Raw genomic sequence first — 23,946 nt, 5'->3', positions numbered from 1 at the left:
CTTCACACACATGGAGAAAGATTTCCTGTGAGCTCGACCAATCGCACCGTGGTCGTCACCGGTATCGGCGCAACCACTCCGCTGGGTGGCGACTCCGCTTCCACGTGGGAGGGCCTGCTCGCGGGTCGCTCCGGCGTCAAGCCCCTCGAGGGCGAGCGTTTCGCTGAGCTGCCCGTTCGCATCGCCGCGCGGGCCGCGGTGGACCCGTCCGAGGTGCTGCCCCGTCCGCTGGCCCGCAAGCTGGACCGCTCGGCGCAGTTCGCGCTGATCGCGGCCCGTGAGGCGTGGGCCGACGCGGGCTTCACCGCCCCGGCCGGCGAGGACGAGAAGGTCGTGCCCGAGCGGCTCGGCTCCGTCATCGCCTCCGGCATCGGCGGTGTCACCACCCTGCTCGACCAGTACGACGTGCTGAAGGAGTCCGGCGTCCGCCGCGTCTCCCCGCACACCGTTCCGATGCTGATGCCCAACAGCCCCTCCGCCAACGTGGGTCTGGAGGTGAACGCCCGGGCGGGCGTGCACACCCCCGTCTCCGCGTGCGCGTCGGGTGCCGAGGCGATCGGCTACGCCGTCGAGATGATCCGTACCGGCCGTGCCGACGTGGTCGTCGCGGGCGGCACCGAGGCGGCGATCCACCCGCTGCCGATCGCGGCCTTCGCCAACATGATGGCGATGTCCAAGAGCAACGACGAGCCCGAGAAGGCCTCGCGCCCCTACGACAAGGCCCGTGACGGCTTCGTCCTGGGCGAGGGCGCGGGCGTGATCGTGATCGAGTCCGAGGAGCACGCGAAGGCGCGCGGCGCGAAGATCTACTGCGAGGTGCTGGGCCAGGGCCTGTCGGCCGACAGCCACCACATCGCGCAGCCCGAGCCGACCGGCCGGGGCATCGCCGCGGCGCTGCAGAGCCTGCTCGACGCGACCGACCTGAAGCCGTCCGAGGTCGTCCACCTCAACGCCCACGCCACGTCGACGCCGCAGGGCGACGTCGCCGAGATCAAGGCGCTGCGCAAGATCCTGGGCGACGACCTGGACCATGTCGCGGTCTCCGCGACGAAGTCGATGACGGGTCACCTCCTGGGCGGCGCGGGCGGCATCGAGACCGTCGCGACGGTCCTCGCCCTCCACAACCGCCTGGCCCCGCCGACCATCAACGTCGACGACCTGGACCCGGAGGTCGACGCCGACATCGTCCGCGGCGAGCCGCGCGAGCTGCCGCAGGGCACGATCGCCGCGATCAACAACTCGTTCGGCTTCGGCGGCCACAACGTGGTGCTCGCCTTCCGCACGGTCTGATCCACCGTCACACCTCACCGAAGGCCCCCTGCCGGAACGTCCCGGCAGGGGGCCTTCGGCATCTCCCGACGACCCGACCGGGGAACGGCCGAACCGCCGGGCGGAGTCCGGCCCGGCGTCCCGAAGCCGGTGACGCCGCGCGAGGGGCGGGGCTCAGACCACCTGGTGGAGCCAGCGCACCGGGGCGCCCTCGCCCGCGTAGCGGAAGGGCTCCAGTTCGTCGTCCCAGGGCTTGCCGAGGAGCTTGGCGATCTCGGCCTCCAGGACCGTTTCGCCCTGGGCCGCGCGGGCCAGGGCGGCGCGCAGCCGGTCCTCGGGGATCAGGATGTCGCCGTGGATGCCGGTGACCGCGTGGAAGATGCCGAGCTCGGGGGTGGCGCTGTAGCGCTCGCCCTCGGCGGTGGCACAGGGCTCGGCGGTGACTTCGAAGCGGAGCATCTGCCAGCCGCGCAGGGCGGAGGCGAGTTTGGAGGCGGTGCCGGTCTCCCCCTGCCAGGAGAACTCGGCTCTCCAGGTCCCGGGGGACGCCGGCTGGCGGATCCAGTCGAGCTGGACCCTCGCACCGAGGACGCCCGCGACCGCCCATTCGACGTGCGGGCACAGCGCACGCGGTGCGGAGTGTACGTACAGGACTCCACGTGTCGTCACCGGGACCTCCAGTGTGGGGACGAGGTTCGCCTTCCCAGCGGCCTCAGTAAACAACATCACGAAGAATGAGCTTCGCAAACCCCCAAAAAGGGGACAGCATGTGACGTGATGTAATTTACCGGAGCCGATCGGCAAGGGGCGCCTCAGGTTCGACGGGGGAAAAGCTACCGTGCCGCGCCCACATCGGGGTGACGTACGGTCGGTCGGGGGCGGGTGGATACCAAGCTTTCACTCGCGAGGACGCCGAGGAGGGGCCCCAGGGATGCGCGGGCGACGACGTTTCCGGACCACCGCCGTCGCGACGGCACTGCTGTGCGCGGCGGCGGTGGCCGGGTGTTCCGCGGCCGGCCCCGACGCGGCGGCCCCCGCCCCGCGGCCCCGGCCGACGCCCGTGTGGAACGCCGCCCCCGCCTCCGTCGCCGCCGTCGGGGACTCCATCACCCGCGCCTTCGACGCCTGTACGGTCCTGGCGGACTGCCCGGAGGTCTCCTGGGCGACGGGCACGGACACCACGGTCAACAGCCTCGCGCTGCGTCTGCTCGGCCCCGGGGGGGTGGCCGGGAAGAGCTGGAACCTGGCGCGCAGCGGGGCGCGGATGGCGGAGCTGCCCGCGCAGATGGCCGCGGCGGCGGCCGAGCGGCCGGAGTTGGTGACGGTCATGATGGGCGCGAACGACGCCTGCCGGGACCGGCCGGAGCAGATGACCCCGGTCGAGGAGTTCCGCTCCTCCTTCACGGCGGCGCTCGGCCGCCTGCGGGCCGGGGCGCCGAAGGCGCAGGTGTACGTGTCGAGCCTGCCGGATCTGCAACGGCTGTGGGAGACCGGGCGGGTCAGTCCGATGAGCCGTCAGGTGTGGAAGCTCGGCATCTGCGGGGCGATGCTGGCGGACGCGGAGGACCTGGGACCCGCCGCCGTGGAGCGCCGGGCGCGGGTGCGGGACCGGGTGGTCGCGTACAACCGGGTGCTGCGGGAGGTGTGCGGGAAGGACCCGCGCTGCCGTTACGACGAGGGGGCGGTGTTCGACTTCGCCTTCGAGGGCGCCCAGCTGAGCCCGTGGGACTTCTTCCATCCGAGCAGGGACGGCCAGGCGCGGCTCGCGGAGATCGCGTACCGCCAGGTCACCCGGGAGTAGGGCCGGGCGCCCTGGGGCCCCGGAGCGGGCGTCAGGTCCGCCCCGGGGCCGGTCTCCAGGGGGCGTGCGCCGGATGTCAGACGTCCAGGCGCGCGGTCAGCCGGGCGTCGGCGAGGGAGTGGGCGGCGAGGACCTCGTAGCCGCCGGACACGAAGGTCCAGTCGTTCGCGGCTTCGTCCCAGATCTCGAAGGCGCGGCGCGGCAGTTCGACCGTGACCTCGACGTTCTCTCCCGCGCCGGCCCCGACGCTCGCGAAGCCGGCCAGCCAGCGGGCCGGCCGCTCCACACCGTCGGCGACGGGCGCGAGATAGATCTGGACGACCTCGCGGCCGGGGCGCTCGCCGGTGTTGGTGAGCCGGACGGTGGCGGCCTCCGCGGTGACCACGAGGGACTCGTACGCCCAGGTGGTGTAGCCGAGGCCGTGCCCGAAGGGGTACGCGGGGACGGCGCCGGCCTTGTCCCAGGCCCGGTAGCCGATGAACACGCCCTCCGCGTAGTCGAGTTCGCCCCCGGTGGGGGTGACCTCGGTGACGGGGACGTCGGCGAGGGCGGCCGGCCAGGTGGTGGGGAGGCGGCCGCCGGGCTCCTCGGCACCGGTGAGGACGTCGGCGAGCGCGGCACCGCCCTCCTGGCCGGGGAACCAGGTGAGCAGGATCGCGGCCACGTCCTCGCGCCAGGGCAGCTCGACCGGGGAGCCGGCGTTGACGACGACCACGGTGTTCGGGTTGGCGGCGGCGACGGCGCGGACGAGGTCGTCCTGGCGGCCGGGCAGGGTGAGGTCCTTGCGGTCGAAGCCCTCGGACTCGACGCGCTCGGTGGTGGCGACCACCACGACGGCGGTGTCGGCGGCTCGGGCGGCCTCGACGGCTTCGGCGATCAGTTCGTCGGGGTCCCGGCGCGGACCGAGGTGGACGAAGGAGAACATGACGGCGGGCAGCGGGGCCGCGAACTCCTTGTCCAGGGTGTGGAGCAGGGAGACCTCGACGGTCTCGCCGGCCGTGAGGGCGACCTTGCCGCGCTCGACCGGCGAGCCGAAGAAGGCCTCGAAGGGGTCGGTCTCGGCGCCCATGGCCTGCACGCCCTCGAAGAGGACGCGTCCCCCGACGGTCAGCGTGTAGGCGCCGAGGCCGCGGGTGCCGAAGGCGTGCTCACCGCTCTCGCGCGGGGTGAAGGTGCCGACCACCTCGACGGAGGCGAGGGTCTCGTGGGTGACACCGGCCGGGAGGTCGTCGCCGATCCACTGGACCTGGCCGTTCGGCAGGCTGCCCTCGCCGAGGACCTGGCCGGCGGCGTCGCGGCACACCGCCCGCAGGGTGAAACCCTGGTCGGCGGGGGACAGTTCGTCGCTGGGGTCGGCGCCGACGGTGAAGGTGAGGGCCCCGGCGGGGAGGGCCGCGGTGAGGCCGTCGAGCGGGGAGACGGTGTGGTCGGGGAAGACCTGGGCGGATCCGCCGCCGAGGACGCGGGCGTCACGGGCGGCGGCGCCGGACAGGGCGACGGTCCCCGGCCTGAGGGGGAGCGCCCGGCCCTCGTTGCGTACCAGGACGAAGCCGCGGCGGGCGATCTCGCGGGCGAGGGCGTCGCCGTCGATCTCCGCGTGGGAGGGGGCGTCGGCGGCGACGGCCGGCGGGGAGCCTTCGAGGGCGCCGACGCGGGCGGCGAGCCGGAGCACGTTGCGCACGGCGGCGTCGACGGCGGTCTCGTCGACCTCGCCCGCCCGGACGGCGGCGGCGAGGGCCTCGCCGTAGACGGTCCGCGGGCCGGGCATGGCGACGTCGAGGCCGCCCTCGATGGCGCCCTTGGTGGAGCGGGCGGCCATCCAGTCGGAGACGTTGTAGCCGTCGAAGCCCCATTCCCCGCGCAGGACCTCGTTCACGAGGTGGCGGTGCTCGGTCATCGTGGTGCCGTTGACCTGGTTGTAGGCGGTCATGATGCCCCAGGGGTGGGCGTTCTTGACGATGGCCTCGAAGGGGGCGAGGTAGAGCTCGCGGAGCGGGCGGGGGGCGATCCTGTTGTCGACGGTGAAGCGGTCGGTCTCGGCGTCGTTGCCGACGAAGTGCTTGACCGTGGTGCCGACGCCGCCGTCCTGGACGCCCCGCACGTAGCCGGTGCCGATGGCGCCGGTGAGGTACGGGTCCTCGCTGTAGGCCTCGAAGTGGCGGCCTCCGAGCGGGGTGCGGTGCAGATTGACGGTGGGGGCGAGGAGGACGTGGACGCCCTTGCGGCGGGCCTCCTGCGCGAGCAGCCGGCCGGCCCGGCGGGCCAGGGCCGGGTCCCAGGCGGCGGCCAGCGCGGTCGGGGACGGCAGGGCGACGGACGGGTCGTCGGCGGTCCAGCGGACGCCGCGGACCCCGATCGGCCCGTCGGACATGACCAGCGAGGCCAGGCCGATCTCGGGCAGCGCCGGCAGGGACCACATGTCCTGCCCGGCCAGCAGCCGGGTCTTGGCGTCCAGGTCGAGCTTGGCCAGGGCCGCCTCGACGGCCTGTTCGCGCACCGCGTTCGTGTCTGCCACCACGTCTGCCACGTCTGCCACGTCTGCCACGGCCGTACCTCCTCGGAGTGAGCTTGTGCGGCCCATGGTGACGGCCCTACCTGTAGATCGGTAGGTTACGTTAGGATTTCGTTATCAAATCATGGCGTACGGTCCTTCTCGACAGGGACCTTCGGAAGGGGGACGGGGCGATGGCACGGGCCAGGAGCGAGGAGCGGCGCACGGAGATCGTCCGGGCCGCCCTGGAGGTGATCGCCGAGCGCGGCTACCGCGGCGCGTCCCTCGGCGCCGTGGCCGAACGGGTGGGCCTGACCCAGCAGGGCCTGCTGCACTACTTCCCGACCAAGGAGGCACTGCTCGTCGCGGTGCTGGAGGAGCGCGACCGCTGGGACACCAGCGGCGCCCGGGACCCGGGCAAGTGGCGGCTCGACCTCATGGAGTCGCTCGTCGAGTACAACGCGATGCGCCCGGGCATCGTGCAGACCTTCTCCGCCCTGCTCGGCGAGAGCGTCACGGAGGACCACCCGGCCCGCGCGTTCTTCACCGAGCGCTACGCCCAGGTGCGGACGAACATGGCCGACGTCCTGCGCGCCGAGTTCGGCGACGAACTGCCCGGCGGCCTCGGTCCGGAGCAGGTGGCCCCGCTGCTCACGGCCGTGATGGACGGCCTGCAGTTCCAGTGGCTGCTCGACCCGGAGGCGGTCGACATGCCGGCCTCGTTCCGGGACTTCCTGGCGCTGCTCCAGGAGGGGCGGGTCAGGGCGCCGTAGCGCCCGGAGGCGTCGGAGCGGAGCGACGCCACGGCGCCGGCGGGACCCCGGTGGCCCGAAGGGCACCGTAGCGGCGGCCGACCACGCGACGGAATACTTCCGACGGCCCGTCACCGCCGTACGGAAGGACCCCTGTGCCCCCGATACGCCCGATACGCAGCACGCTCGCCCTCGCGCTCGCCGCCGCCTCCCTCTCCCTCGCGCTGGGCGCCCCGCCGGCCTCGGCGACCGACGCCCCGGCCGTCACGGCCGAGGAGGCCCGGCTCGACCGGGCGGCCCCCCAGGAGATCCTGCGGCGCAGTGGATTCGACGCGCTCACACCGGAGTTCACCGCCGCACTCGGTCACGCCCGGACCTTCCCGCAGGCCGAGCGGACGGTCGCGCGGTACGGCGCCCAGCTCTGGCGGCGGGCGGTGGACCGGGCACAGGGGCGGGGCCCGGCGGGCGGCGACATCAGCCGGGACGACGACCGCCCGCTGTACTGGTCGCGGTTGGCACTCACCCGTGAACTGCGCTCCTGGCGACCGGGGTTCGGGGTCACCGAGGAGGGCCGGGCGCGATTGCTCGACCGGCTCGAACGGTCCTCGCGCGGCCAGGACACCCTCCACTTCCCGGCCGGCAAGGGCGTGAAGCGGATCCTGCTGACCGGCTTCGACCCGTTCACGCTCGACCGGGACACCCGGATCAGCAATCCCTCCGGCGCCACCGCGCTCGCCCTGGACGGCACCTGGCTGCGCACCGCCGACGGCTCGCTCGCCCGGGTCGAGACGGCCGTCTTCCCGGTGCGCTGGCAGGACTTCGCGGACGGCACGGTCGAGCGGACGCTGGCTCCGCACCTGCCGGAGCTGGACCTCTTCACCACGGTGAGCCAGGGCCGGCCGGGCCGTTTCGACATCGAGCGCACCAACGGGGCCTGGCGCGGCGGCTTCCCCGACAACGAGAACCTCTCCCGGACGGAGACCGTGCCCGTCGCCGACCCGGCCACCCAGCCGCAGTGGACGTCGACCACCCTCCCGTACGGGGTGATCACGGCGGCGGCGACCGGCCGCTTCCCCGTGTACGACAACACGTCCGTGACCGAGCTCCCGGCCGGCGCCGACAGTCCGGTGGTCCGCCCCGACGGTCCGACCCCCGGATCCGCCGCCCGGGCGGGCGGCGGCGGGAACTACCTGTCCAACGAGATCGCCTACCGGGCGACCCTGCTGCGCGACCGCCTCGGCCTGAAGGACCTGCCGGGCGGTCATGTGCACACCCCGGTCCTGCAGTTCGGCGCCGGGAACACGGACCCGGCGACGGGCACGGTCACCGATCCCGAGTTCGTCCGGAACCGGCTCGACATCATCGCCCAGGTGCGAGCGATCGTGGCCGTCGCCGCGGGGGCCTCGGGTCCTGGGACGCGTCCGTAAGGTCTCGCCTGGCTCGCGACGCCCGGCACGCACGCGAGCCCTGCCCTCCGGGCAGACGACGCTACTTCCCGGACGCGCCCTGGCGGGGGGTGATCCCGCCGGCGTACACGTGGTCCGGGGTGACGAGACGGGTGATCGCCCGGGCCACGAGGGTCGACGGCTCCTGGCCCCCGACGAGGGAGTCCGTGGTCAGGATGAGGACCAGGGTCGCCTTGCGCTCGGGCAGGTAGACGGTCACCGTCTCGTACCCGGGCAGGGAGCCGTTGTGGCCGATCCAGCCGTTGGTCTTGAGGATGCCGAGGCCGTAGGTGGTGCCGGGGAAGCCGGTCGGCAGCGTCCTCAGCCGCTGGGCCTGGGTCTCGGGGCTGAGCAGTTCCCCGGTGGCGAGGACCGGGGCCCAGCGGCGCAGGTCCCGGAGGTTCGAGATCATTCCGCCGGCCGCCCAGGCCCAGCTGGGGTTCCAGTCCGTGGTGTCCGCGGTGGCCCCGGTCAGCGTCTGGTCGCTGTAGCCGTGCGCGTGCGGCTCCGGGAACTCGGCGCCCTCCGGGAGGAAGGTGTGGCGCAGGCCGGCGGGGCGGACCACACGGTCGTGGATGACGTCGGCGAGCGGCCGGCCGGTCACCTTCTCGATCACCAGGCCGAGCAGGACGAGGTTGGAGTTGCAGTACTGGAACGTCTCCCCCGGCTTGGCGATGTTCTTGTGCCGGTAGCCGTAGGAGAGGACCTCCCAGGGATTGAAGGCCCGCTTCGGCCGGCTGTACAGGTCGTGGATGAAGTCGGGGTCGGAGGTGTACGGGAAGAGGCCGCTGCGCATCTCGGCGAGGTGGCGCAGGGTGATGTTCCGGCCGTTCGGTACGCCGCGGATGTACCTGTCGATGGGGTCGTCCAGCTTCACCCGGCCCTCGTCGACGAGTTCGAGCAGCGCGGTGACCGTGAAGGTCTTGGTCTCGCTGCCGATCCGGACGTAGGTGTCCGCGAACATCGGCTGCCCGGTGGCCTTGTCGGCGACGCCGGTCGCGCGGACGTAGCAGCCCTTCCCGTGCATCCACAGGCCGACGACGAGCCCGGGGACGCGGGCCTGCTCGCGGGCGTCCTCGACGGTCCGGTCCAGCTTGGCGGTCAGCTCGGGGCCGAGACCGTCCCGCGAGCAGTCCTCGCCGTGGTGCGGGCCCGCGGTCGGGGCGGGCGCGGCGTGGACCGGCGTGGCCGGCGACGTCGCGATCGGCGTCAGCACGGACGCCGCGAGCAGGGTCGCGGCGAGCAGCCGGCGGGGGGAGGTACGTCTCATCGGGGGGCGCCTCTTCCAGGTTCACGCGGTCGGACACGGGGTCGGACCGCCACGATCACCACCGGACCCCGCGCCGGACCGCCGCCCGTGGGCCGCGTTCCGGCGAGTCCACTCGTTCGGCGCCCCGCCCACCGCGCCAGGCCCCGTCGTCGACCGTCTGCCCCGCCCTCCGGGCAACGACGGGAGTTCGACGACAGGACCTAGCGCGCCACGGCGGCGAGATCCGCGCCCGCCAGGGCCGGGTCGCGGGTGAGGGCGGCGTGGACGGCCTCCAGGACGGGGAGCTTCGCGGTCGCGGTGGCCAGGGCCACGTCCTTCGCGGCGAGCGCGACCGGGAAGTGGGAGCCGGTCGCGGTGGCGCGGCCGACGGCGCCCGCGAGGGGGCCGGCGGCGAGGGTGCGCAGGGCGAGTTCACGGGGCAGGCCCAGGGACTCGGCCAGGGTCAGGGTCTCGCCGACCAGGGCGACACCGCCGATGACGGCGTTGATGAGGACGAGCTTGAGGGCGGCGCCGTCGCCGGGCGCACCGCACGCGGTGACGGCGCCGAAGCGGTCCAGCACATGGGCGACGGGCGCGGTGTCGCCGCCGGCCAGCACGATCAGTTCGCCCGCGGCCGCCCGGTCGACGCTGCCCATGACGGGCGCGTCGACGAGGGTGACGCCCGCAGGAAGCCGCGCGGCCAGGGCGCGGACCGTGTCGGGGCCGACGGTGGAGGTGTCGATCCAGTGGGTGCCGGGGCGCAGCGCGGGGACCATCGCGTCGGCGACGGCGAGCGCGGCGGCCGGGTCGGCCAGCATGGTGACGACGACCTCGGCGTCGGCGACGGCCTCGGCGGGCGTCGCGGCCCGCCCGGCTCCGGCCGCGACGAGCTCGTCGGCCTTGGCGGCGGTGCGGTTCCAGACGGTGAGCGGGTGGCCGGCGTCGAGGAGTCGGCGGGCCATGGGGAGACCCATGGAGCCGAGGCCGAGGAAGGCGATCTTCGTGGGGGCCGCGGAGGCCCGGTGGGTGGTCTCGTGCGTCTCGGGCCGAGCCGCCGACGCCTGCCGGGGGCTCGGGGTCTGGGGCGTCCGGGGCGTCTGGGGCGTTTGGGGCGTCTCGCGAGTCCGGGCCGTCTCGTGCGTCTCGTTCTGCATGTCGTCGACGCTAGAAGGGGCCTGACCATGCGACAAGCGAATGTCTAGCATGACCCCCATGCCTATTACGCATGGCTCTTACGAGGTCTTCCTCGCCGTCGCCCGCGAGGGCTCCTTCACCGCGGCCGCCCGCACGCTCGGCTACACCCAGTCCGCGATCTCCCGGCAGATCCAGGTCCTGGAGGACGAGACGGGCGCCGCCCTGTTCGAGCGCCTGCCGCGCGGGGTGCGGCTGAGCGAGGCGGGCCGGGTGCTGCTGCCGCACGCGGAGGCGGTCCGGGACCGGCTCGGGGTCGCCCGCGCGGAGCTGGAGGCGCTGCGCACCCTGACCGGCGGACTGTTGCGGCTCGGCGCCTTCTCCAGCGCGGGCGCGGCGCTGGTCCCGCGCGCACAGGCCGCCTTCCGCCGGCGGCATCCGGGGGTCGCCGTGACCCGGGTCGAGGGCCCCTCGGTGAAGCACCTGGGGCTGGTCGGGGTCGGCGAGGAGGACCTGGCCGTCGTCAGCCCCGCGGCCGGCGGCCCCGTACCGGAGGGGGTGACGCTGCATCACCTTCTCGACGAGCCGATGCTGGTGGCCCTGGAGCGCGGGCATCCGTACGCGGGGCGGCGGGACGTGCGGCTGGCGGCACTCGCCGACGAGGAGTGGATCGTCGGCAACGAGCGCCTGGAGGACACCCTGTTCCGCCCGGCCGTGGCCGCCGGACTGCGGCCGCGCACGGGCCTGGTCGCGCACGACTGGATCGCGAAGCTGGGCGCGGTCGCGGCCGGGCTCGGGGTCACGCTCGTCCCGGCCCTCGCGGCGGCCTCGGTGCGGCCGGACGTGGCGCTGGTGACGATCCATCCGGACGACGTGCCGTACCGGCGGATCTGCGCGGCGACCCCGCCGACGCCGACCGTGGCGGCGCGGGCGTTCCTGGGACTGCTGCACGAGACGGCCCGCGAGCTAACACCCGTCGAGCTCCATTGACCCTTACAGAAGGGTGCGGGATGATGACGGCCATGATCGTCGCCGCCACCCAGTTCGCCCCGGTCGCCGGGGACGTCGCCGCCAACGTCCGCACCATCGCCGAGACGGTCCGCGCCGCCGCGGCGGAGGGCGCGAGGCTGGTGGTCTTCGCCGAGCTGTCGCTCACCGGTTACGAGCCGAGCCTGATCGACCGCACCCCCGCCCTCGTCCTCGCCGAGGACGACCCGCGCCTCGCACCGCTGCGGGAGGCCTGCCGTGAGGTCTCGGCGGCGGCCGTGGTCAACGGCCCGGTCCGCACGCCCGGCGGACGCCCGGGCATCACCACGCTGGTCATCGGCCCGGACGGCACGCTCCTGACCCGCTACGACAAGCAGCACCTGTACGGGGTCGAGGCCGAGGTGTTCGCCCCGGGCGCGACCGACGGGCGGTTCGAGCTCGACGGGCTCCGTTTCGCCCTGGCCACCTGCTACGACAACCGCTTCCCCGAGCTCGCCGAGCGGGCGGCCGCCGACTCCTGCCAGGCGTATCTGGCGAGTTCGGTGCTCTCCGCCGACAACGACTCCTTCGGGACGGTCTATCCGGTGCGGGCCCGGGACTTCGGCCTGTACGTGGTGCTCGGCAACGTCCTCGGCGTCAACGAGGACGGCGTCGGCGGCGGTCTGGCGGGTGCCTGGGGCCCGGACGGTGCGCGCCTCGCGGACGCGGGTCCGGACAAGCCGGGGTACGTGCTCGTGGACGTGCCGGACGGCCGGTAGGGAGACCGGCCGCCCGGCTCGGGAGTCCGTCACGGAACCCCCTGTCCGTGACGGTGCCCCGCCCCCGCTACGGGGCGCTCAGGCCCAGCGTGTACGCGCCGGAGCCGCTGTAGGCGTGGACCACGTAGCGGTAGTAGCCCGCGGTGCCGTTGTAGCTGATGTCCTCGTCCGCGCTCGCGGTGCCGCCGACCGCCACGTCCGCCCAGCCCGACCCGTTCCACTTCTGGAGGTACAGGTCGAAGTCCGCGCCGGCCGGGCCGCGCAGGCAGCCCACGTGGGTGCCGGAGGTCGCCGAGTAGTAGTACGAGCCGTCCGGCTGGGCCTCGGCCTGGCCGTCGGTCAGCGAACCCTCGTACGTGTACTCGGTGTTGTCGCAGCCGGTGGGCGGCGTCGTGGTGCCGACCGACAGCTGGTAGGTGACGGTGTGCGTGGCGGAGCCCTTGCCGGTGACGGTGATCGGGTACGTGCCGTTGGCGGTGCCGGCCGCGACCTGGACGGTCATGGTCGAGGAGTTGCCCGAGGTCACCGAGGACGGGCTGAAGGAGACGGTGACCCCGCTCGGGGCGCCGCTCGCGGAGAGCTGCACGGTCTGCGCGCTGCCGCCGGTGGTGCTGGTGTTGACCGTGGAGGTGACCGAGGCGCCCGGCTGGACCGAGCCGGAGGCCGGGTTCAGGGCGAGCGAGAAGTCCGGCGTGGTGGTGCCGCCGCAGTCGGTCTCACCGGACTGGGCCGGGACGCCGATCGCGTTCCAGGCGGTCTTCACCGCGTTGCACTCGGCGCTGCCGTAGGTGTTCTTGGCGCTGGACAGGGTCGCCTTGCGGGCGGCCAGGTGGTTCCAGGAGGAGGTCTTCATCAGCAGGGCGCCCATGAAGATCTTGCCGGCCTTCTGGATGCCGATGCCGGTCACCGAGGACGGGCCGCCGGAACAGATGGGGCTGGCCGGCTTGCCGCCGCCCGGGTTGGAGCCCTCGGCGAGCAGGTAGAACCAGTGGTTCTGCGGGCCGGCCGCCGCGTGCACCTCGGTGCCGGAGTTCAGCTGCGGGTAACAGTTGGGGTCCCCGGCCAGGGACGGGTTGTACATGTAGCGGATCGGCTTGTTGTCGCCGAGGAAGTTCAGCTTCTCGCCGACCGTGTAGTCCGGGGTGTCGTTGGGGTTGTTCGCGAAGTGCTCGGTGAGCGCCCCGAATATGTCGCCGGTGGACTCGTTCATGCCACCGTTCTCGTTCGACGAGCCGGAGCTGCCCGGGGTCTTGTCGAAGATCTCGTGGCCGTACTCGTGCGCCACGACGTCGATGCCGGTGAGCTGCATCGTGCCGTTCTGGTTGTGGCCGTACGTGGTCTTGGTGCCGTCGTAGTAGGCGTTGACCTCGCTCAGGCCGGCGCGGGCCGGGACCATGCCGCCCTGGCCGTTCTGGCCGTTGTAGCCGAACCACTGCTTGAGCATGTCGGACTCGCGCTGGGCCGCGTACATGATGTCGACGCAGGCGGTCACGAGGTCGTTGGCGGTGCCGTTGCCCCACGGCGGGGTGCCGGTGTAGGCGCTGCCGTTCTGGCCGCCGCACTTGAAGCCGGAGCGGTTGGGGTCGGTCATCGAGGTCGCGGCGGTGTCGATGGTGACGTTGCCGTTGTGGTAGCCGCGGCCGTCCGCATGCAGGATCTTGTCCCGCGCCTGGGTGACCTCGCCGGTGCGGGCGTCGACGTAGGTGTCGAGCGAGCTGGGCAGCCCCTTGGCGGTGCGGCCGACGACCAGGGTGTGCCAGGTGAGGACCGGCTTGTTCCCCTTGAGCAGCACGGTCAGTTCCGGGGTGCTCGCGCTCTCCACGCCCGCGAGCTGCGCCTTGGCGGTGGCGAGGGCGGCGGCGGAGCCGACGGCGGGCTTGGTGGAGAGCCGGATGGCCGGGGCGGGCGCGGCGGCGACCTCGCGGACCTTGCCGGCGCTGTCGGAGACGACGACCGCGTCGCCGCCGGCCACCGGGAGGCCCTTGTAGGTGCGCTGGTAGGCGGCGTAGTAGAGGCCGCCCGCCCACGGGGTCACCGCGGTGCGGACGAGTTCCTCGTCGGTGCCGTGGCGCAGCCCGTCGAGTCCGCTGTCGGCGGCCCGGTCGGCGGCGGCGAGGGCGAGGGACTTGCCGTGCCCGGGCGGTACGGGCTGCGACGGTCCCGGGGCGGCGGCGTTCGCGGTGGCCGCGAGGGTGCCCGCGAGGCTCGCCGTCAGGGCGAGCGCCGCCAGGGCCGCCGAGAGTCTGGTGGGGTGCACGTCTGCTCCGTTTCGGGTGGGGGGAGACGGTGGGACGCGCCGAGTATGGGCGTGGACATGCCCATCAGGGGACATCTCACCGGGCATAGGACGCGCGTTATGCCGAACCGTTCCGTCCATCGGTCCGGCGTGCCTACGCTGCTGAAATGCAGCTGGAGTTGAGGCATCTTGAGGCCGTCTGCCGGATAGCGGAGGCGGGCAGTCTGGGGCGTGCGGCGGCTCGGCTCGGGGTCTCCCAGCCTGCCCTCTCGGCCCAGCTGAAGCGGATCGAACGGGCCGCGGGCGGCGAGCTGTTCACCCGCGGCCGGCACGGCGTCGACCCCACCCCGCTGGGCGAGTTCGTGCTGTCCACGGCGCGCCGGGTGCTCGGCGAGATGGACGCCCTCGCGGCCGGCGCGCGGGCCGCCGCTCCGCATCCGACGCTGCGGCTCGGCTGCATCCTGCTGGTGCTGGTGGACCGGCTGATCGGGCGTCTGGAGCAGGAGCTCGCGGGCCAGGAGATCGAGGTCAGCATCGAGCACTCGGTGACCGCGCTCAGCCGGCTGCTCGGCGCCGGGCGGTACGACGCCGTCGTGTACGGGGAGGTCGCCGACCACGAGGTCCCGCTGCCCGAGGGCGTGGCGGCCCGCACCCTCGTTCCGAAGGAACCGTTCTGCGTGCGCATGTCCGCGGCCCACCCGCTGGCCGGGCAGGAGCGGATCGACCTGGCGGACCTCGCGGGCGAGACCTGGATGACGATGGTGGAGGACGACGACGGCGGCCCGGAGGCGCTGGTCCGGGCCTGCCGGAAGGCCGGCTTCACCCCGACGCTGCGCCACCGGATCGCCGACCGCAAGATGCACTACGACCTGATCGCGGCGGGCCGGGCGATCTCCCTGAGCCAGCCGACCGCGCCGCCCGCCGAGGGCACCGTGCTCCGCCCGCTGGCCGGCGACCCGGTCACCGGCCGCATCCGGCTCGCCTGGAACCGGGCCGCGGTCTCCGAGCGGCGCGCCGGCCTGCTGTACCGGGCGGCGGGACTCGCGTACCTGGACAACGTCCCCCACAACGCCTTCCACCGGACCTGGTGGGAGTCCCGCCCGGAGCTCCACCCGGTCCTGGACTGACGGCGGCCCGGCACACCCCACCCGCCGACCCGGCGCACCCCGCCGGGCGTATGGGCGCACCCCGCCCGCCGACCCGGCGCCCCACCCCGCCGGGCGTACGGGCGCACCCCGCCGGGCGTGGAGGCGCACCGCCGGACGCGTCCCGCCGCGCGTACCCCTACTGGGGGCGGGCCCCGCCCTCCCTCCCGGCGCCCTCGCTCCGGGATGTGAACCGCCCCCGCCCGGCGCACCCTGGTGTCAGAGGTGAGGGACGGTGACCGACTACGCGGCCGTGTTCCGGGCGCTGCCCGGCATGGTCGCGCTGCTCACCACCGACCTGGTGTACGTCGACGTCAACGCGGAGTACGTCGCCCGCTCGGGCCGCGGCCGGGAGGAGCTGATCGGCCGGCACCCCTTCGACGTGTTCCCCGACAACCCGAACGATCCGGCGGCGAACGGCGTGCGCAACCTGGTGGCCTCGCTCCGCCGGGTGGTCGCGACCGGCGAGCGGGACGCCTTGGCCCCCCAGCGGTACGACGTCGAGCGCGCGGACCGGCCCGGGGAGTGGGAGGTGCGCTACTGGAGCCCCGTCAACGTCCCGGTGCTCGGCGCCGACGGCCGGGTCGAGCTCCTCATCCACCGGGTGGAGGAGATCACCGAGCTGATCCGGTCCCGCAGCGGGCCGGGCGACGGCCGCGCCCGGGTCCTGGAGGCCGAGGTGTACGCACGGGCCCGGGAGCTGCAGGAGGTCAACGAGCGCCTGCGGGCGGCCCACGCCCGGGAGCGCGAGGTGGCGCTCACCCTGCAGGAGGCGATGCTGCCCGCGCCCGGGCCGATCGGGCCGCACCCGACGGCCGTGCGCTACCGGCCCGCGGTCGGCGCGCTGAACGTGTGCGGGGACTGGTACGACCTGGTCACGCTGCCCGGCGGCGACCGGGGCGGGGTGGCGGTCGGCGACGTGGTGGGGCACGGGCTGACCGCCGCCGGGGTGATGGGCCAGCTGCGCAGCGCCCTCACCGCCGCGTCCCGGGTCGTGCGGGGGCCGGCGCAGGCCCTGGACGTGCTGGACACGTACGCGCGGTCCGTCGCGGGCGCCGAGAACTCCACGGCCGTCGAGACCTGCATCGACTGGGACAGCCGGACCATCGCGTACAGCAGCGCCGGACACCTGCCGCCCGCACTGCTCCACCCGGACGGGACGGTGGAGTTCCTGGACCGGGCGACGGATCCGCCGCTCGGCGCCGATCCGGAGCACGCACCCCGGCCGCAGGCGGAGGCGGCGTTCACCCCGGGCGCCGCCCTGGTGCTGTACACCGACGGGCTGATCGAGCGGCGCCACGAGGACATCGACGCCGGCCTCGCCCGCCTCGCCCGCACCTTGGAGCGGCACCGCGGCGCCGAGCCGCAGGCGCTGGCCGACGCACTGCTCCTGGAGATGCTGCCGGTGGGCGGCGCGACGGACGACACGGCGCTGGTCGTCGTGGGGCTGTGAGGCGTCCGGGCGGGTCCCGGGGCCCACGCGGAGTGTTCGACGGGATCAAGCAGACCTTCCGGACATAGTGCGGGCATGAGACGCACCTCCCGGGGCCGCGCGGCCCTCCTCGCCGCCGCCCTGCTCGCCACCGTCCTCCCGGCCACGGCCGCCGTCGCGCACACCCCCGCCGGTCCGCCCGGCGGCCACGGCGACCGCGACTGCGTACGCACCCGGCACTCCCTGGACGACCGGGGCCGCCGGGTCCTCGACATCGCCCGCAAGGCCCGGCGGGACCTCAAGCTGAAGGCCGTGCTGCTGCGGGTCACCGTCGACGGACGGGAGGTCGTCACCGACGCGCTCGGCGAGTCGATGACCGGCGTCCCGGCCGAGCCGGACATGCACTTCCGGGCCGGCTCGGTGGCCTTCGCACACATCGGCACGACCCTGCTCCGGCTGGTCGAGCAGGGCCGGGTCGACCTCGACGCCACGGTGGAGCCCTGGCTGCCGGAGGTCCCGCGGGCGAAGGAGATCACGCTGCGGATGCTGGCAAACAACACCAGCGGCCTGCACGACTACGTCACCGACCCGAAATTCGGGGCCGAGCTGACGGCGCACCCGTTCCGCGCCTGGACCCCCGAGGAACTGCTCGCGTTCCCCTTCTCCCACGACTTCTGGTACACGCCCGGCACCAACTGGAGCTACTCGCACGCCAACTACCTGCTCCTGGAACGCGCCCTGGAGCGGATCACCGGGCAGCGGATCGACCGGCTCGTGGAGGAGCAGGTCACCGGCCCGCTGGGGCTGCGGAACACGCGGAACGCGTTCACGCCTGAGATCCCCCGCCCGGTGCTGCACGCCTTCACCTCGGACCGCGGCTTCTACGAGGAGTCCACCTTCTGGAATCCCTCGTGGACCACCGGTCCCGGCGCCGTCATCACCTCCACCGTCTGCGACATGACCCGCTCCGCGCAGGGCATCGGCAGCGGCGAGCTGATCTCACGGCGCTCGTACCGCACCCTGCTGAACCCGGGCACGGTCGGCCTCGGCGTGCCGACCGCGAAGTGCCCGGCCGACATCTGCCTCAAGCAGACGGAGGCCAAGCACTTCGGGCTGGGGGTCATCGTCGCCGACACCTGGCTGCTGCAGAACCCGTCGTTCTCCGGGTACGCGGCGATCCAGGCGTATCTGCCGTCGAAGCGCCTGGCCATCGCGGTGTCCGCGACGAAGACGCCGGACACCGCCGAGGGGAACATGGCGGAGGTGGTCGCGGAGCGCATCGCGGCGGCGCTCGCCCCGGAGCACCCGCTGCAGCCCTGACCGGGTCGGGGCCCGCCCGCGCACCCCTCGGGGAGTGGCCGGGGAGCGGGCCGGATCAGGCGGCGTGGTGCGGCACGCCCGCCGTCCGGCCCGTCCCGTCTGCCTCGGGCTCGGCGGCGTCGTCGTCCTCGGCCGTCGCCTCGCCGGTCAGCTCGCGGGCCATCAGGGTGGCCCCGGCGACCGCGCCCGGCATCAGCAGGACGGCGACGAAGGGGACGAGGAAGGCGAGGGTGAGGGGGACGCCGAAGCCGAGCACGGCCATCCGGCGGCCGCGCAGCATTCCCAGGCGCTCCTTGAACTCGACCCCGCGGCGCTGCAGCGCGACCGCGGTGAGCTCCTCGGTGAGGAAGAAGCCGGAGACGCAGAAGCCGATCACGGGGACCACGGTCTGACCGGCGACGGGGATGAAGCCCGCCGCGAAGAGCAGGACGCCGTAGAGCGCGACCCGCAGCAGGACGCGCAGGCTGTCGCGGGCCGAGATCCACAGCTCACGCCAGAGCGGCAGACCGGACTCGGGCACCTCGCCGCCCTCGCTGCGGTCGACCGCCTCGGACAGCGACTCGTAGAAGGGCTGGCCGACGAGCAGCGTGACGGCGGTGAAGGTGATCACGGCGAGGAAGACGCCGAGCGCGAGGACCAGGAAGGTCAGGGTGCCGCGGAACACGCCCTGCCAGGGCGAGCCCCAGTCGTCGGCGAACGGCGTCGCCCAGGCCGTCAGGTCGTCGGCGCCGTAGAACAGGCCGACGAGCGCCCCCACGTAGAGGACGAAGGTGACGAGCCCGGGCAGCAGCCCGAACCCGAACCATCGTCCGTGAGTGCCGACCCACTTCTGCCCCTGCAGCAGGTAACGGAATCCTGCCCCGAAATCACGCATGACGATCAGCCTAACGGCGGGTCCGGCGGGGGTCCGATTCCTGTTCCGAACTTGAGACGCCGGAGCCCCGGCCCGGCCGCGCCCGGACGCGAGGGAGGGCCGCACCCTGGTCGGTCAGGATGCGGCCCTCGCTCTCAGTCTGCGGCGGGACGGCTCAGACGGCGAGCTCGACGGTGATGTTGCCGCGGGTCGCCTTGGAGTACGGGCAGACCTGGTGGGCCTTCTCGATGAGGCTCTTGGCGGTCTCGGCGTCCACGTTCGGGATGGTCGCCGAGATCTTGACGATGATGCCGAAGCCGTCGTCGTTCTTGCCGATGCCGACCTCGGCGGTGACCGTCGAGCCGGACACGTCCGCGTTCTCGTTGCGGGCGACGACGCCGAGGGCGCCCTGGAAGCAGGCGCTGTAGCCGGCGGCGAAGAGCTGCTCCGGGTTGGTGCCCGCGCCGGAGCCGCCCATGGCCTTCGGCGGGTTGACGACGACGTCGAGCTGGCCGTCATCGGTGGCGACCCGGCCGTCGCGGCCGTTCTCGGCGGTGGCGACGGCGGTGTACAGGACGTCGGACTGCTGAATCGACATGCTGTTGTCTTCCTTTTTCCGTTCGCCGCGACTCGCGCCCACGATCGCGACGGCTGAGGGAAGACTAGCGGGTCGTCGAGACGATCATCTTTCCGGTGTTGTCACCCCGGAGCATCCCGAGGAAGGCGTCCACGCCGTTCTCGATGCCCTCGACGAAGGTCTCGCCGTGCTTGAGCTCGCCGGAGCGCAGCCAGCCGCCGACCTCCTGGACGAACTGCTGCTGCAGCCCGTAGTGGTCGCCGACGAGGACGCCCTGGAGGCGGAGCCGCTTGCCGATGATCATGGCCATGTTGCGCGGGCCGGGCACCGGCTCGGTGTCGTTGTACTGGGCGATCATGCCGCATATGGTGGCGCGGCCGTGCACGTTGAGCGAGGAGATCGCGGCTTCGAGGTGGTCGCCGCCGACGTTGTCGAAGTAGACGTCGATGCCGTCCGGGGCGGCCTCGCGCAGCTGGTCCTTGACCGGGCCGTTCTTGTAGTTGAAGGCGGCGTCGAAGCCGAGCTCCTCCACCAGCCACTTGACCTTCTCGACGGAGCCGGCCGAGCCGATGACCCGGGAGGCGCCCTTGAGCCGCGCCATCTGGCCGACCTGGCTGCCGACGGCGCCGGCCGCGCCGGAGACGAAGACGGCGTCGCCCTCCTTGAACGAGGCGACCTCGAAGAGGCCCGCGTAGGCGGTGAGGCCGGTCATGCCGAGCACGCCGAGGTACGCGGAGAGGGGCGCGAGCTCGGGGTCGACCTTGGTGGCGTGCTGGGCGGGCACGTCGGCGTACTCGCGCCAGCCGAGGCCGTGCAGCACGTGGTCGCCGACGGCGAAGCCCTCGGCGTTGGAGGCGGCGACCTCGCCGACCGCGCCGCCGTCCATCGGCTGGTCCAGCTGGAACGGCGGGATGTAGGACTTGACGTCGTTCATCCGGCCGCGCATGTACGGGTCGACGGAGAAGTGCAGGTTGCGCACGAGGATGCGGCCCTCGGCGGGCTCGGTCACCGGCTTCTCGCGGAGGGCGAAGTCCGCGGGCACGGGCCATCCGTGCGGGCGGGCGACGAGGTGCCACTCACGGCTGGACGCGGGGAGTACGGACATCGGCGGGGCCTCCTAGAAAATGCTTCATGAACTGAAACAACCATGCTCCTCGATATTTCATGTTGTCAAGCATCGGAGTAGGATCGAGCCATGCCCACCCAACGCACGGACCCCCTGACGCTGGAAGTCGTGGAGCTCATCGGCACCGTCGTGGCCCGCTACCACGACGAGTACGAGGAGGCCGCCGCGACGCACGCCCTCACCGGCGCGCAGGCCCGCGTCCTCGGGCTGCTGGCCCTGGAGCCCACGCCCATGCGGAAGATCGCCGAGAAGCTCAAGTGCGAGCCGTCGAACGTGACGGGGATCATCGACCGCCTGGAGTCCCGCGGCCTGGTCGAGCGCCGCCCCGACCCGGCCGACCGCCGGGTGAAGGTGGCCGCCCCCACCGAGGAGGGCCGCGAGACCGCCCGCCGGCTGCGCGAGTCACTGCGCTTCGCCCGCGAACCGCTCGGCGAGCTCACCGAGACCGAGCGCACCCTCCTGCGCGACCTGCTGAAGCGGATGCTGGGCACGCCCGGCTAGCCGGGTGTCCCGCCTCCGTCAGACGCACCACCACAGGAACCGGGTGCAGGTCTGCGTCGGGCTCGGGGTCGGGCTCGGCGTCTGCGTGCCCGGGCCCGGGGCGGGACCGTCGCCGGCCGTGGGCGAGGCGCTGCCCGGAGGGCCGTCCGAGGGCGTGCCGGAGGGGCTGTCGGGGCCGGGCGCGGACGCCGTCGGCGAGGCGCCGGAGCCGTCCCCCGAGCCGGTCCCCTCGCCCGTACCGGTACCGTCACCGGCGCCCGTGGCCGTGCCCGTACCGCTCCCGGAGCCGCCTCCCGAGTAGCCGCCGCGGACCGAGCCGCGCGTGGGACGGCCGGTGGACGACGGGCGCGCCGTGACCGACTCGACCGGCCCGGCGCCGTCCGGCCGGCCGGTGCTCTCCGACGGCGCCGGCTGATCCGGGTCGAGCGTCTCCTCGACGACGTCCTCCTCCTGCACCGCCGTGGCGGCACCGCCTTCGGACTGCTCCAGGGCCAGCCGGGCCATGCTCAGCGAGCCGGCCGCGAGCGCGAAGCCGAGCGTGCCGAGCAGCACCGTGCGCCCGCGCCGCGAGCGCGCCCGGCGCCCCCCGCGCGCGGCCCCCCGGCCGCCCGTCCGGCTCCTGCTCCGGCGCGCGGCGGCGCGCCCCTCGGCGGGGCGGGGCGGCTCGACCGGGTCCAGTTCGTAGGCGTGGTCGTACTCCGGCGCACCGGACGACAGGGTCTCCGCCGGTTCCGAGTACGTGAACGTGGACACCGGCGCGGGCGCGGGCGCGGGGGCAGGCGCGGGCGCGGGCAGGTGGGGGGCGAAGTACCGCAGCTCCTCGGCGGGGGTGCCGCAACCTGCACAGGCCAGGGCTCCGTTGAGATGCCGTCGGCACTGGTTGCAGTAGTCCATGGCGCCCGCAGGCTATGCGCCGCCCGGACACGGCTGATAGACGTGGAAGTGAGGATCCTGTGAGGAAACCGCAGGTCGTCGGCGTGCCGTCGCGAATCTCCCCCTTCGGGCAGGATGGGCACATGACCCCTGCCGCCCCCTTTGGGCCGTACGAGTTCCAGCTCGTCCTGCTCCGCCGGATGGCCGACCACCAGGCCGGACTCGTCGAGGAGGCGCTGCGCGAACTCGGCGCCACGCGCGCCGAGATGCGCGAGGCGAACAAGCGCTGGCAGGCGTGGGCGCATGCCCGCCCGACATCCGCCGCCACCCCGCCTGACGCGCTTCGCGCGGCCCCTTTCACTCCGAGCGGCCCGGGTGAGTTCGACCGCTACCGGCAGGCCCTCGGCGAGCCGGAGACGCGACAGCCCGTCCGCGGCGACAGCGAGGCGTGGACGTGGCCGGTGCCGCTCTGGCCGGAGCTGCGGTTCACCGTCCTGGTGGGCCCGCGCCGCGCGGTGTGGTCCCGCTCCCTGACCCGCGCCCCGGGTGCCGCCGTGCCCGAGCTGCGTACCGCCGAGGACCTGCGCCCGTGGCGGTGCACGATCGACGAGGTCTGGCGCGCCGGCCGGGACGTCGAGCCACGCGAGGGCGTCTCCCCCGCGCTCGCCCGGCTCGACCTCACCCTCGCCGACGGCAGCCGCGCCGCCGCCGAGTTCGCCTGGGGGCTTCTCCAGCGTCAGGTCCCGCCCCTGGCCGGGCCGGAAGCGGCACCCCTGGCCTGAGGTTCCGTCAGGGTGGGCCACCCCCGGGCGGCTCAGCTCAGCGCGCGCCCCGGGCGGGGCGGCAGGACGATGCCAACAGGACCGCGCACCCCCGCACCCCGCGCTCTCCGCCTCGCCCGTGCCAGCACCGCACTCCGGAGGACCGCCGTGACCGTCAGCCTTGAGCAGCTACGCCGCTGCCATGTCGCCGTCGACCTGGGCGCCGCCCGCACCCGGGTCTTCGTCAAGGGCGCCGGACTCGTCGTCGACGAACCGTCCGTCGCCGCCGTCAACACCCGCACCGGCGCGCTCATCGCCGTCGGCGCCCTCGCCGAGAAGATGACCGGCCGCACCCCCGACTACATCCGGGTGGTCCGGCCGGTCTCCGGCGGCACCGTCGTCGACATCGAGATGGCCCAGCGGATGCTGCGCCACCTCCTCGGCGACAAGCTCCGCCGCCAGCTGCGCCGCAAGCCGCGGCTGCGCGCCGCCGCCTGCACCCCGCACGACAGCGACCCGCTCGCCCAGCGCGCCGCCGTGGAGACCCTGGTCGGCCTGGGGGCCCGCCGGGTCGAACTGGTCGACACCCTGATCGCGGCGGCCGTGGGCTGCGGGCTCCCGGTCGAGCAGCCCACCGCGACCATGATCCTGGTGTGCGGCGCGGCCACCACCCAGGTCGCGGTGCTCTCGCTCGGCGCCATCGTCACCGCCGAGCGCATGCCCGTCGGCGGCGACGCCATCGACCACGCGGTCATCCAGCACCTGCGCCACCAGCACGAACTCATGCTGCCCAGCCAGTCGGTGCGCCCGCTGCAGGTCGCCCTGCACGGCAACGGGCTGACCCTGCAGGGCCCCACCTTCACCGAGATCCACGGCCGCGACGTGGCCACCGGCCTCGCCCGCTCGGTGACCGTCGACACCGCCGCCGTGCGGCAGGCCATCCAGACGCCGCTGACCGCCGTCCTCGACGGCATCGGCAAGGTGCTCCGCGACTGCCCGCCCGACCTGGTGGCCGACCTCGCCGACCGCGGGATCATGATGGTCGGCGGCAGCGCCCTGCTGCCGGGCCTCGACCAGATGCTGCGCGAGGCCACCGGGATGCCCGTGCACATCGCCGAGCGCCCGGACGTCTGCGCCGTGCTCGGCCTCGGCGCCATGCTGGAGGGCCGCATCCAGCCGCTGGTCCTCGACCCGCTGGCCGAGCCCGCCGAATAAGCCACGGCCGGGCGTTTTGTACGA

At 73.8% G+C, this 23,946-nt stretch carries 21 protein-coding genes; 12 read left to right on the top strand and 9 right to left on the bottom strand.

The genetic code is table 11. From position 1 onward, the window contains the following. The first annotated feature begins 27 nt into the window (after window positions 1–27). The gene (fabF, locus tag ACIGXE_RS02650) at window positions 28–1,290 is read left to right on the top strand and encodes a beta-ketoacyl-ACP synthase II (RefSeq protein WP_399741900.1); all 1,263 of its coding nucleotides are present in this window, start codon (window positions 28–30) and stop codon (window positions 1,288–1,290) included. A 153-nt stretch (window positions 1,291–1,443) separates the two neighbouring features. Here the strand turns inward: fabF and ACIGXE_RS02645 are convergent, their stop codons facing one another. Beyond that, entirely contained in the window at window positions 1,444–1,938 is a 495-nt protein-coding gene (locus ACIGXE_RS02645; RefSeq protein WP_399741897.1) for a DUF3145 domain-containing protein, read from the bottom strand. A gap of 262 nt (window positions 1,939–2,200) precedes the next feature. Here ACIGXE_RS02645 and ACIGXE_RS02640 point away from each other — a divergent pair, with 262 nt between their 5' ends. Further along, window positions 2,201–3,070: an SGNH/GDSL hydrolase family protein gene (locus ACIGXE_RS02640; protein WP_399741894.1), complete on the top strand. Its 870-nt coding sequence runs from the start codon at window positions 2,201–2,203 to the stop codon at window positions 3,068–3,070. Window positions 3,071–3,146: 76 nt separating this feature from the next. On the opposite strand, the gene ACIGXE_RS02635 is transcribed toward ACIGXE_RS02640, so the two are convergent. After that, window positions 3,147–5,585, bottom strand: coding sequence for a glycoside hydrolase family 3 protein (locus ACIGXE_RS02635; RefSeq protein WP_399743703.1), 2,439 nt, complete (start codon window positions 5,583–5,585; stop codon window positions 3,147–3,149). Window positions 5,586–5,755: 170 nt separating this feature from the next. On the opposite strand from ACIGXE_RS02635, the gene ACIGXE_RS02630 reads away from it, so the two are divergent. Continuing rightward, window positions 5,756–6,334: a TetR/AcrR family transcriptional regulator gene (locus tag ACIGXE_RS02630; RefSeq protein ID WP_399741891.1), complete on the top strand. Its 579-nt coding sequence runs from the start codon at window positions 5,756–5,758 to the stop codon at window positions 6,332–6,334. A 143-nt stretch (window positions 6,335–6,477) separates the two neighbouring features. After that, complete coding sequence (locus ACIGXE_RS02625) at window positions 6,478–7,740, top strand: pyroglutamyl peptidase (protein WP_399743700.1); 1,263 nt, start codon at window positions 6,478–6,480, stop codon at window positions 7,738–7,740. A 61-nt stretch (window positions 7,741–7,801) separates the two neighbouring features. Here ACIGXE_RS02625 and ACIGXE_RS02620 read toward each other — a convergent pair whose 3' ends face one another. Both ACIGXE_RS02620 and ACIGXE_RS02615 read right to left on the bottom strand, forming a co-directional pair. Next, window positions 7,802–9,028: a serine hydrolase domain-containing protein gene (locus ACIGXE_RS02620; RefSeq protein ID WP_399741889.1), complete on the bottom strand. Its 1,227-nt coding sequence runs from the start codon at window positions 9,026–9,028 to the stop codon at window positions 7,802–7,804. 200 nt (window positions 9,029–9,228) lie between these two features. After that, window positions 9,229–10,161 carry an NAD(P)-dependent oxidoreductase gene (locus ACIGXE_RS02615; protein ID WP_399741886.1) on the bottom strand — a complete coding sequence of 311 codons (933 nt, stop codon included), beginning with the start codon at window positions 10,159–10,161 and terminating at the stop codon, window positions 9,229–9,231. 49 nt (window positions 10,162–10,210) lie between these two features. On the opposite strand from ACIGXE_RS02615, the gene ACIGXE_RS02610 reads away from it, so the two are divergent. Further along, complete coding sequence (locus ACIGXE_RS02610) at window positions 10,211–11,128, top strand: LysR family transcriptional regulator (RefSeq protein ID WP_399741883.1); 918 nt, start codon at window positions 10,211–10,213, stop codon at window positions 11,126–11,128. Between the two features lie 32 nt (window positions 11,129–11,160). Continuing rightward, complete coding sequence (locus ACIGXE_RS02605) at window positions 11,161–11,883, top strand: carbon-nitrogen hydrolase family protein (RefSeq protein ID WP_399741880.1); 723 nt, start codon at window positions 11,161–11,163, stop codon at window positions 11,881–11,883. 67 nt (window positions 11,884–11,950) lie between these two features. Here the strand turns inward: ACIGXE_RS02605 and ACIGXE_RS02600 are convergent, their stop codons facing one another. Beyond that, window positions 11,951–14,140 carry a M4 family metallopeptidase gene (locus ACIGXE_RS02600; RefSeq protein WP_399741878.1) on the bottom strand — a complete coding sequence of 730 codons (2,190 nt, stop codon included), beginning with the start codon at window positions 14,138–14,140 and terminating at the stop codon, window positions 11,951–11,953. Window positions 14,141–14,286: 146 nt separating this feature from the next. Here ACIGXE_RS02600 and ACIGXE_RS02595 point away from each other — a divergent pair, with 146 nt between their 5' ends. The 3 genes from ACIGXE_RS02595 (at window position 14,287) to ACIGXE_RS02585 (ending at window position 18,016) form a co-directional block, all read left to right on the top strand. Then, the gene (locus ACIGXE_RS02595; protein WP_399741875.1) at window positions 14,287–15,246 is read left to right on the top strand and encodes a LysR family transcriptional regulator; all 960 of its coding nucleotides are present in this window, start codon (window positions 14,287–14,289) and stop codon (window positions 15,244–15,246) included. 253 nt (window positions 15,247–15,499) lie between these two features. Then, complete coding sequence (locus ACIGXE_RS02590; RefSeq protein ID WP_399741871.1) at window positions 15,500–16,717, top strand: PP2C family protein-serine/threonine phosphatase; 1,218 nt, start codon at window positions 15,500–15,502, stop codon at window positions 16,715–16,717. A gap of 75 nt (window positions 16,718–16,792) precedes the next feature. Then, window positions 16,793–18,016 carry a serine hydrolase domain-containing protein gene (locus tag ACIGXE_RS02585; RefSeq protein WP_399741869.1) on the top strand — a complete coding sequence of 408 codons (1,224 nt, stop codon included), beginning with the start codon at window positions 16,793–16,795 and terminating at the stop codon, window positions 18,014–18,016. A gap of 55 nt (window positions 18,017–18,071) precedes the next feature. Here ACIGXE_RS02585 and ACIGXE_RS02580 read toward each other — a convergent pair whose 3' ends face one another. The 3 genes from ACIGXE_RS02580 to ACIGXE_RS02570 form a co-directional block, all read right to left on the bottom strand. Continuing rightward, window positions 18,072–18,890 carry an EI24 domain-containing protein gene (locus ACIGXE_RS02580; protein ID WP_399741867.1) on the bottom strand — a complete coding sequence of 273 codons (819 nt, stop codon included), beginning with the start codon at window positions 18,888–18,890 and terminating at the stop codon, window positions 18,072–18,074. 154 nt (window positions 18,891–19,044) lie between these two features. After that, window positions 19,045–19,467 (bottom strand): organic hydroperoxide resistance protein, encoded by a 423-nt coding sequence (locus tag ACIGXE_RS02575; RefSeq protein WP_086831271.1) that lies wholly within the window; start codon window positions 19,465–19,467, stop codon window positions 19,045–19,047. A 64-nt stretch (window positions 19,468–19,531) separates the two neighbouring features. Further along, a complete protein-coding gene (locus ACIGXE_RS02570) occupies window positions 19,532–20,551 on the bottom strand; it encodes an NADP-dependent oxidoreductase (RefSeq protein WP_399741864.1) in 1,020 nt (339 codons plus the stop codon). Window positions 20,552–20,641: 90 nt separating this feature from the next. Here ACIGXE_RS02570 and ACIGXE_RS02565 point away from each other — a divergent pair, with 90 nt between their 5' ends. Beyond that, window positions 20,642–21,073, top strand: a complete 432-nt coding sequence (locus ACIGXE_RS02565) for a MarR family winged helix-turn-helix transcriptional regulator (protein WP_399741861.1) — start codon at window positions 20,642–20,644, stop codon at window positions 21,071–21,073. An 18-nt stretch (window positions 21,074–21,091) separates the two neighbouring features. Here the strand turns inward: ACIGXE_RS02565 and ACIGXE_RS02560 are convergent, their stop codons facing one another. Continuing rightward, window positions 21,092–21,967, bottom strand: a complete 876-nt coding sequence (locus ACIGXE_RS02560; protein WP_399741858.1) for a hypothetical protein — start codon at window positions 21,965–21,967, stop codon at window positions 21,092–21,094. 122 nt (window positions 21,968–22,089) lie between these two features. Between ACIGXE_RS02560 and ACIGXE_RS02555 the strand changes: the two genes are divergently transcribed. After that, window positions 22,090–22,728 carry a hypothetical protein gene (locus ACIGXE_RS02555; protein WP_399741855.1) on the top strand — a complete coding sequence of 213 codons (639 nt, stop codon included), beginning with the start codon at window positions 22,090–22,092 and terminating at the stop codon, window positions 22,726–22,728. 147 nt (window positions 22,729–22,875) lie between these two features. Then, window positions 22,876–23,922, top strand: a complete 1,047-nt coding sequence (locus ACIGXE_RS02550; protein ID WP_399741852.1) for a rod shape-determining protein — start codon at window positions 22,876–22,878, stop codon at window positions 23,920–23,922. The last annotated feature ends 24 nt before the right edge of the window (window positions 23,923–23,946 follow it).

This window comes from Streptomyces sp. NPDC053431 (genome assembly GCF_044544925.1).
Taxonomy (GTDB): Bacteria; Actinomycetota; Actinomycetes; order Streptomycetales; family Streptomycetaceae; genus Streptomyces.
The sequence above is the reverse complement of the archived record's forward strand: the minus strand, read 5'-3'. Positions and strand labels throughout refer to the sequence as shown.

Coding starts and splice junctions, on each gene's coding strand:
- ACIGXE_RS02640 (WP_399741894.1), top strand. CDS start 2,201: ATGCGCGGGCGACGACGTTTCCGGACCACCGCCGTCGCGACGGCACTG.
- ACIGXE_RS02630 (WP_399741891.1), top strand. CDS start 5,756: ATGGCACGGGCCAGGAGCGAGGAGCGGCGCACGGAGATCGTCCGGGCC.
- ACIGXE_RS02620 (WP_399741889.1), bottom strand. CDS start 9,028: ATGAGACGTACCTCCCCCCGCCGGCTGCTCGCCGCGACCCTGCTCGCG.
- ACIGXE_RS02615 (WP_399741886.1), bottom strand. CDS start 10,161: ATGCAGAACGAGACGCACGAGACGGCCCGGACTCGCGAGACGCCCCAA.
- ACIGXE_RS02610 (WP_399741883.1), top strand. CDS start 10,211: ATGACCCCCATGCCTATTACGCATGGCTCTTACGAGGTCTTCCTCGCC.
- ACIGXE_RS02605 (WP_399741880.1), top strand. CDS start 11,161: ATGATCGTCGCCGCCACCCAGTTCGCCCCGGTCGCCGGGGACGTCGCC.
- ACIGXE_RS02595 (WP_399741875.1), top strand. CDS start 14,287: ATGCAGCTGGAGTTGAGGCATCTTGAGGCCGTCTGCCGGATAGCGGAG.
- ACIGXE_RS02585 (WP_399741869.1), top strand. CDS start 16,793: ATGAGACGCACCTCCCGGGGCCGCGCGGCCCTCCTCGCCGCCGCCCTG.
- ACIGXE_RS02580 (WP_399741867.1), bottom strand. CDS start 18,890: ATGCGTGATTTCGGGGCAGGATTCCGTTACCTGCTGCAGGGGCAGAAG.
- ACIGXE_RS02575 (WP_086831271.1), bottom strand. CDS start 19,467: ATGTCGATTCAGCAGTCCGACGTCCTGTACACCGCCGTCGCCACCGCC.
- ACIGXE_RS02570 (WP_399741864.1), bottom strand. CDS start 20,551: ATGTCCGTACTCCCCGCGTCCAGCCGTGAGTGGCACCTCGTCGCCCGC.
- ACIGXE_RS02565 (WP_399741861.1), top strand. CDS start 20,642: ATGCCCACCCAACGCACGGACCCCCTGACGCTGGAAGTCGTGGAGCTC.
- ACIGXE_RS02560 (WP_399741858.1), bottom strand. CDS start 21,967: ATGGACTACTGCAACCAGTGCCGACGGCATCTCAACGGAGCCCTGGCC.
- ACIGXE_RS02555 (WP_399741855.1), top strand. CDS start 22,090: ATGACCCCTGCCGCCCCCTTTGGGCCGTACGAGTTCCAGCTCGTCCTG.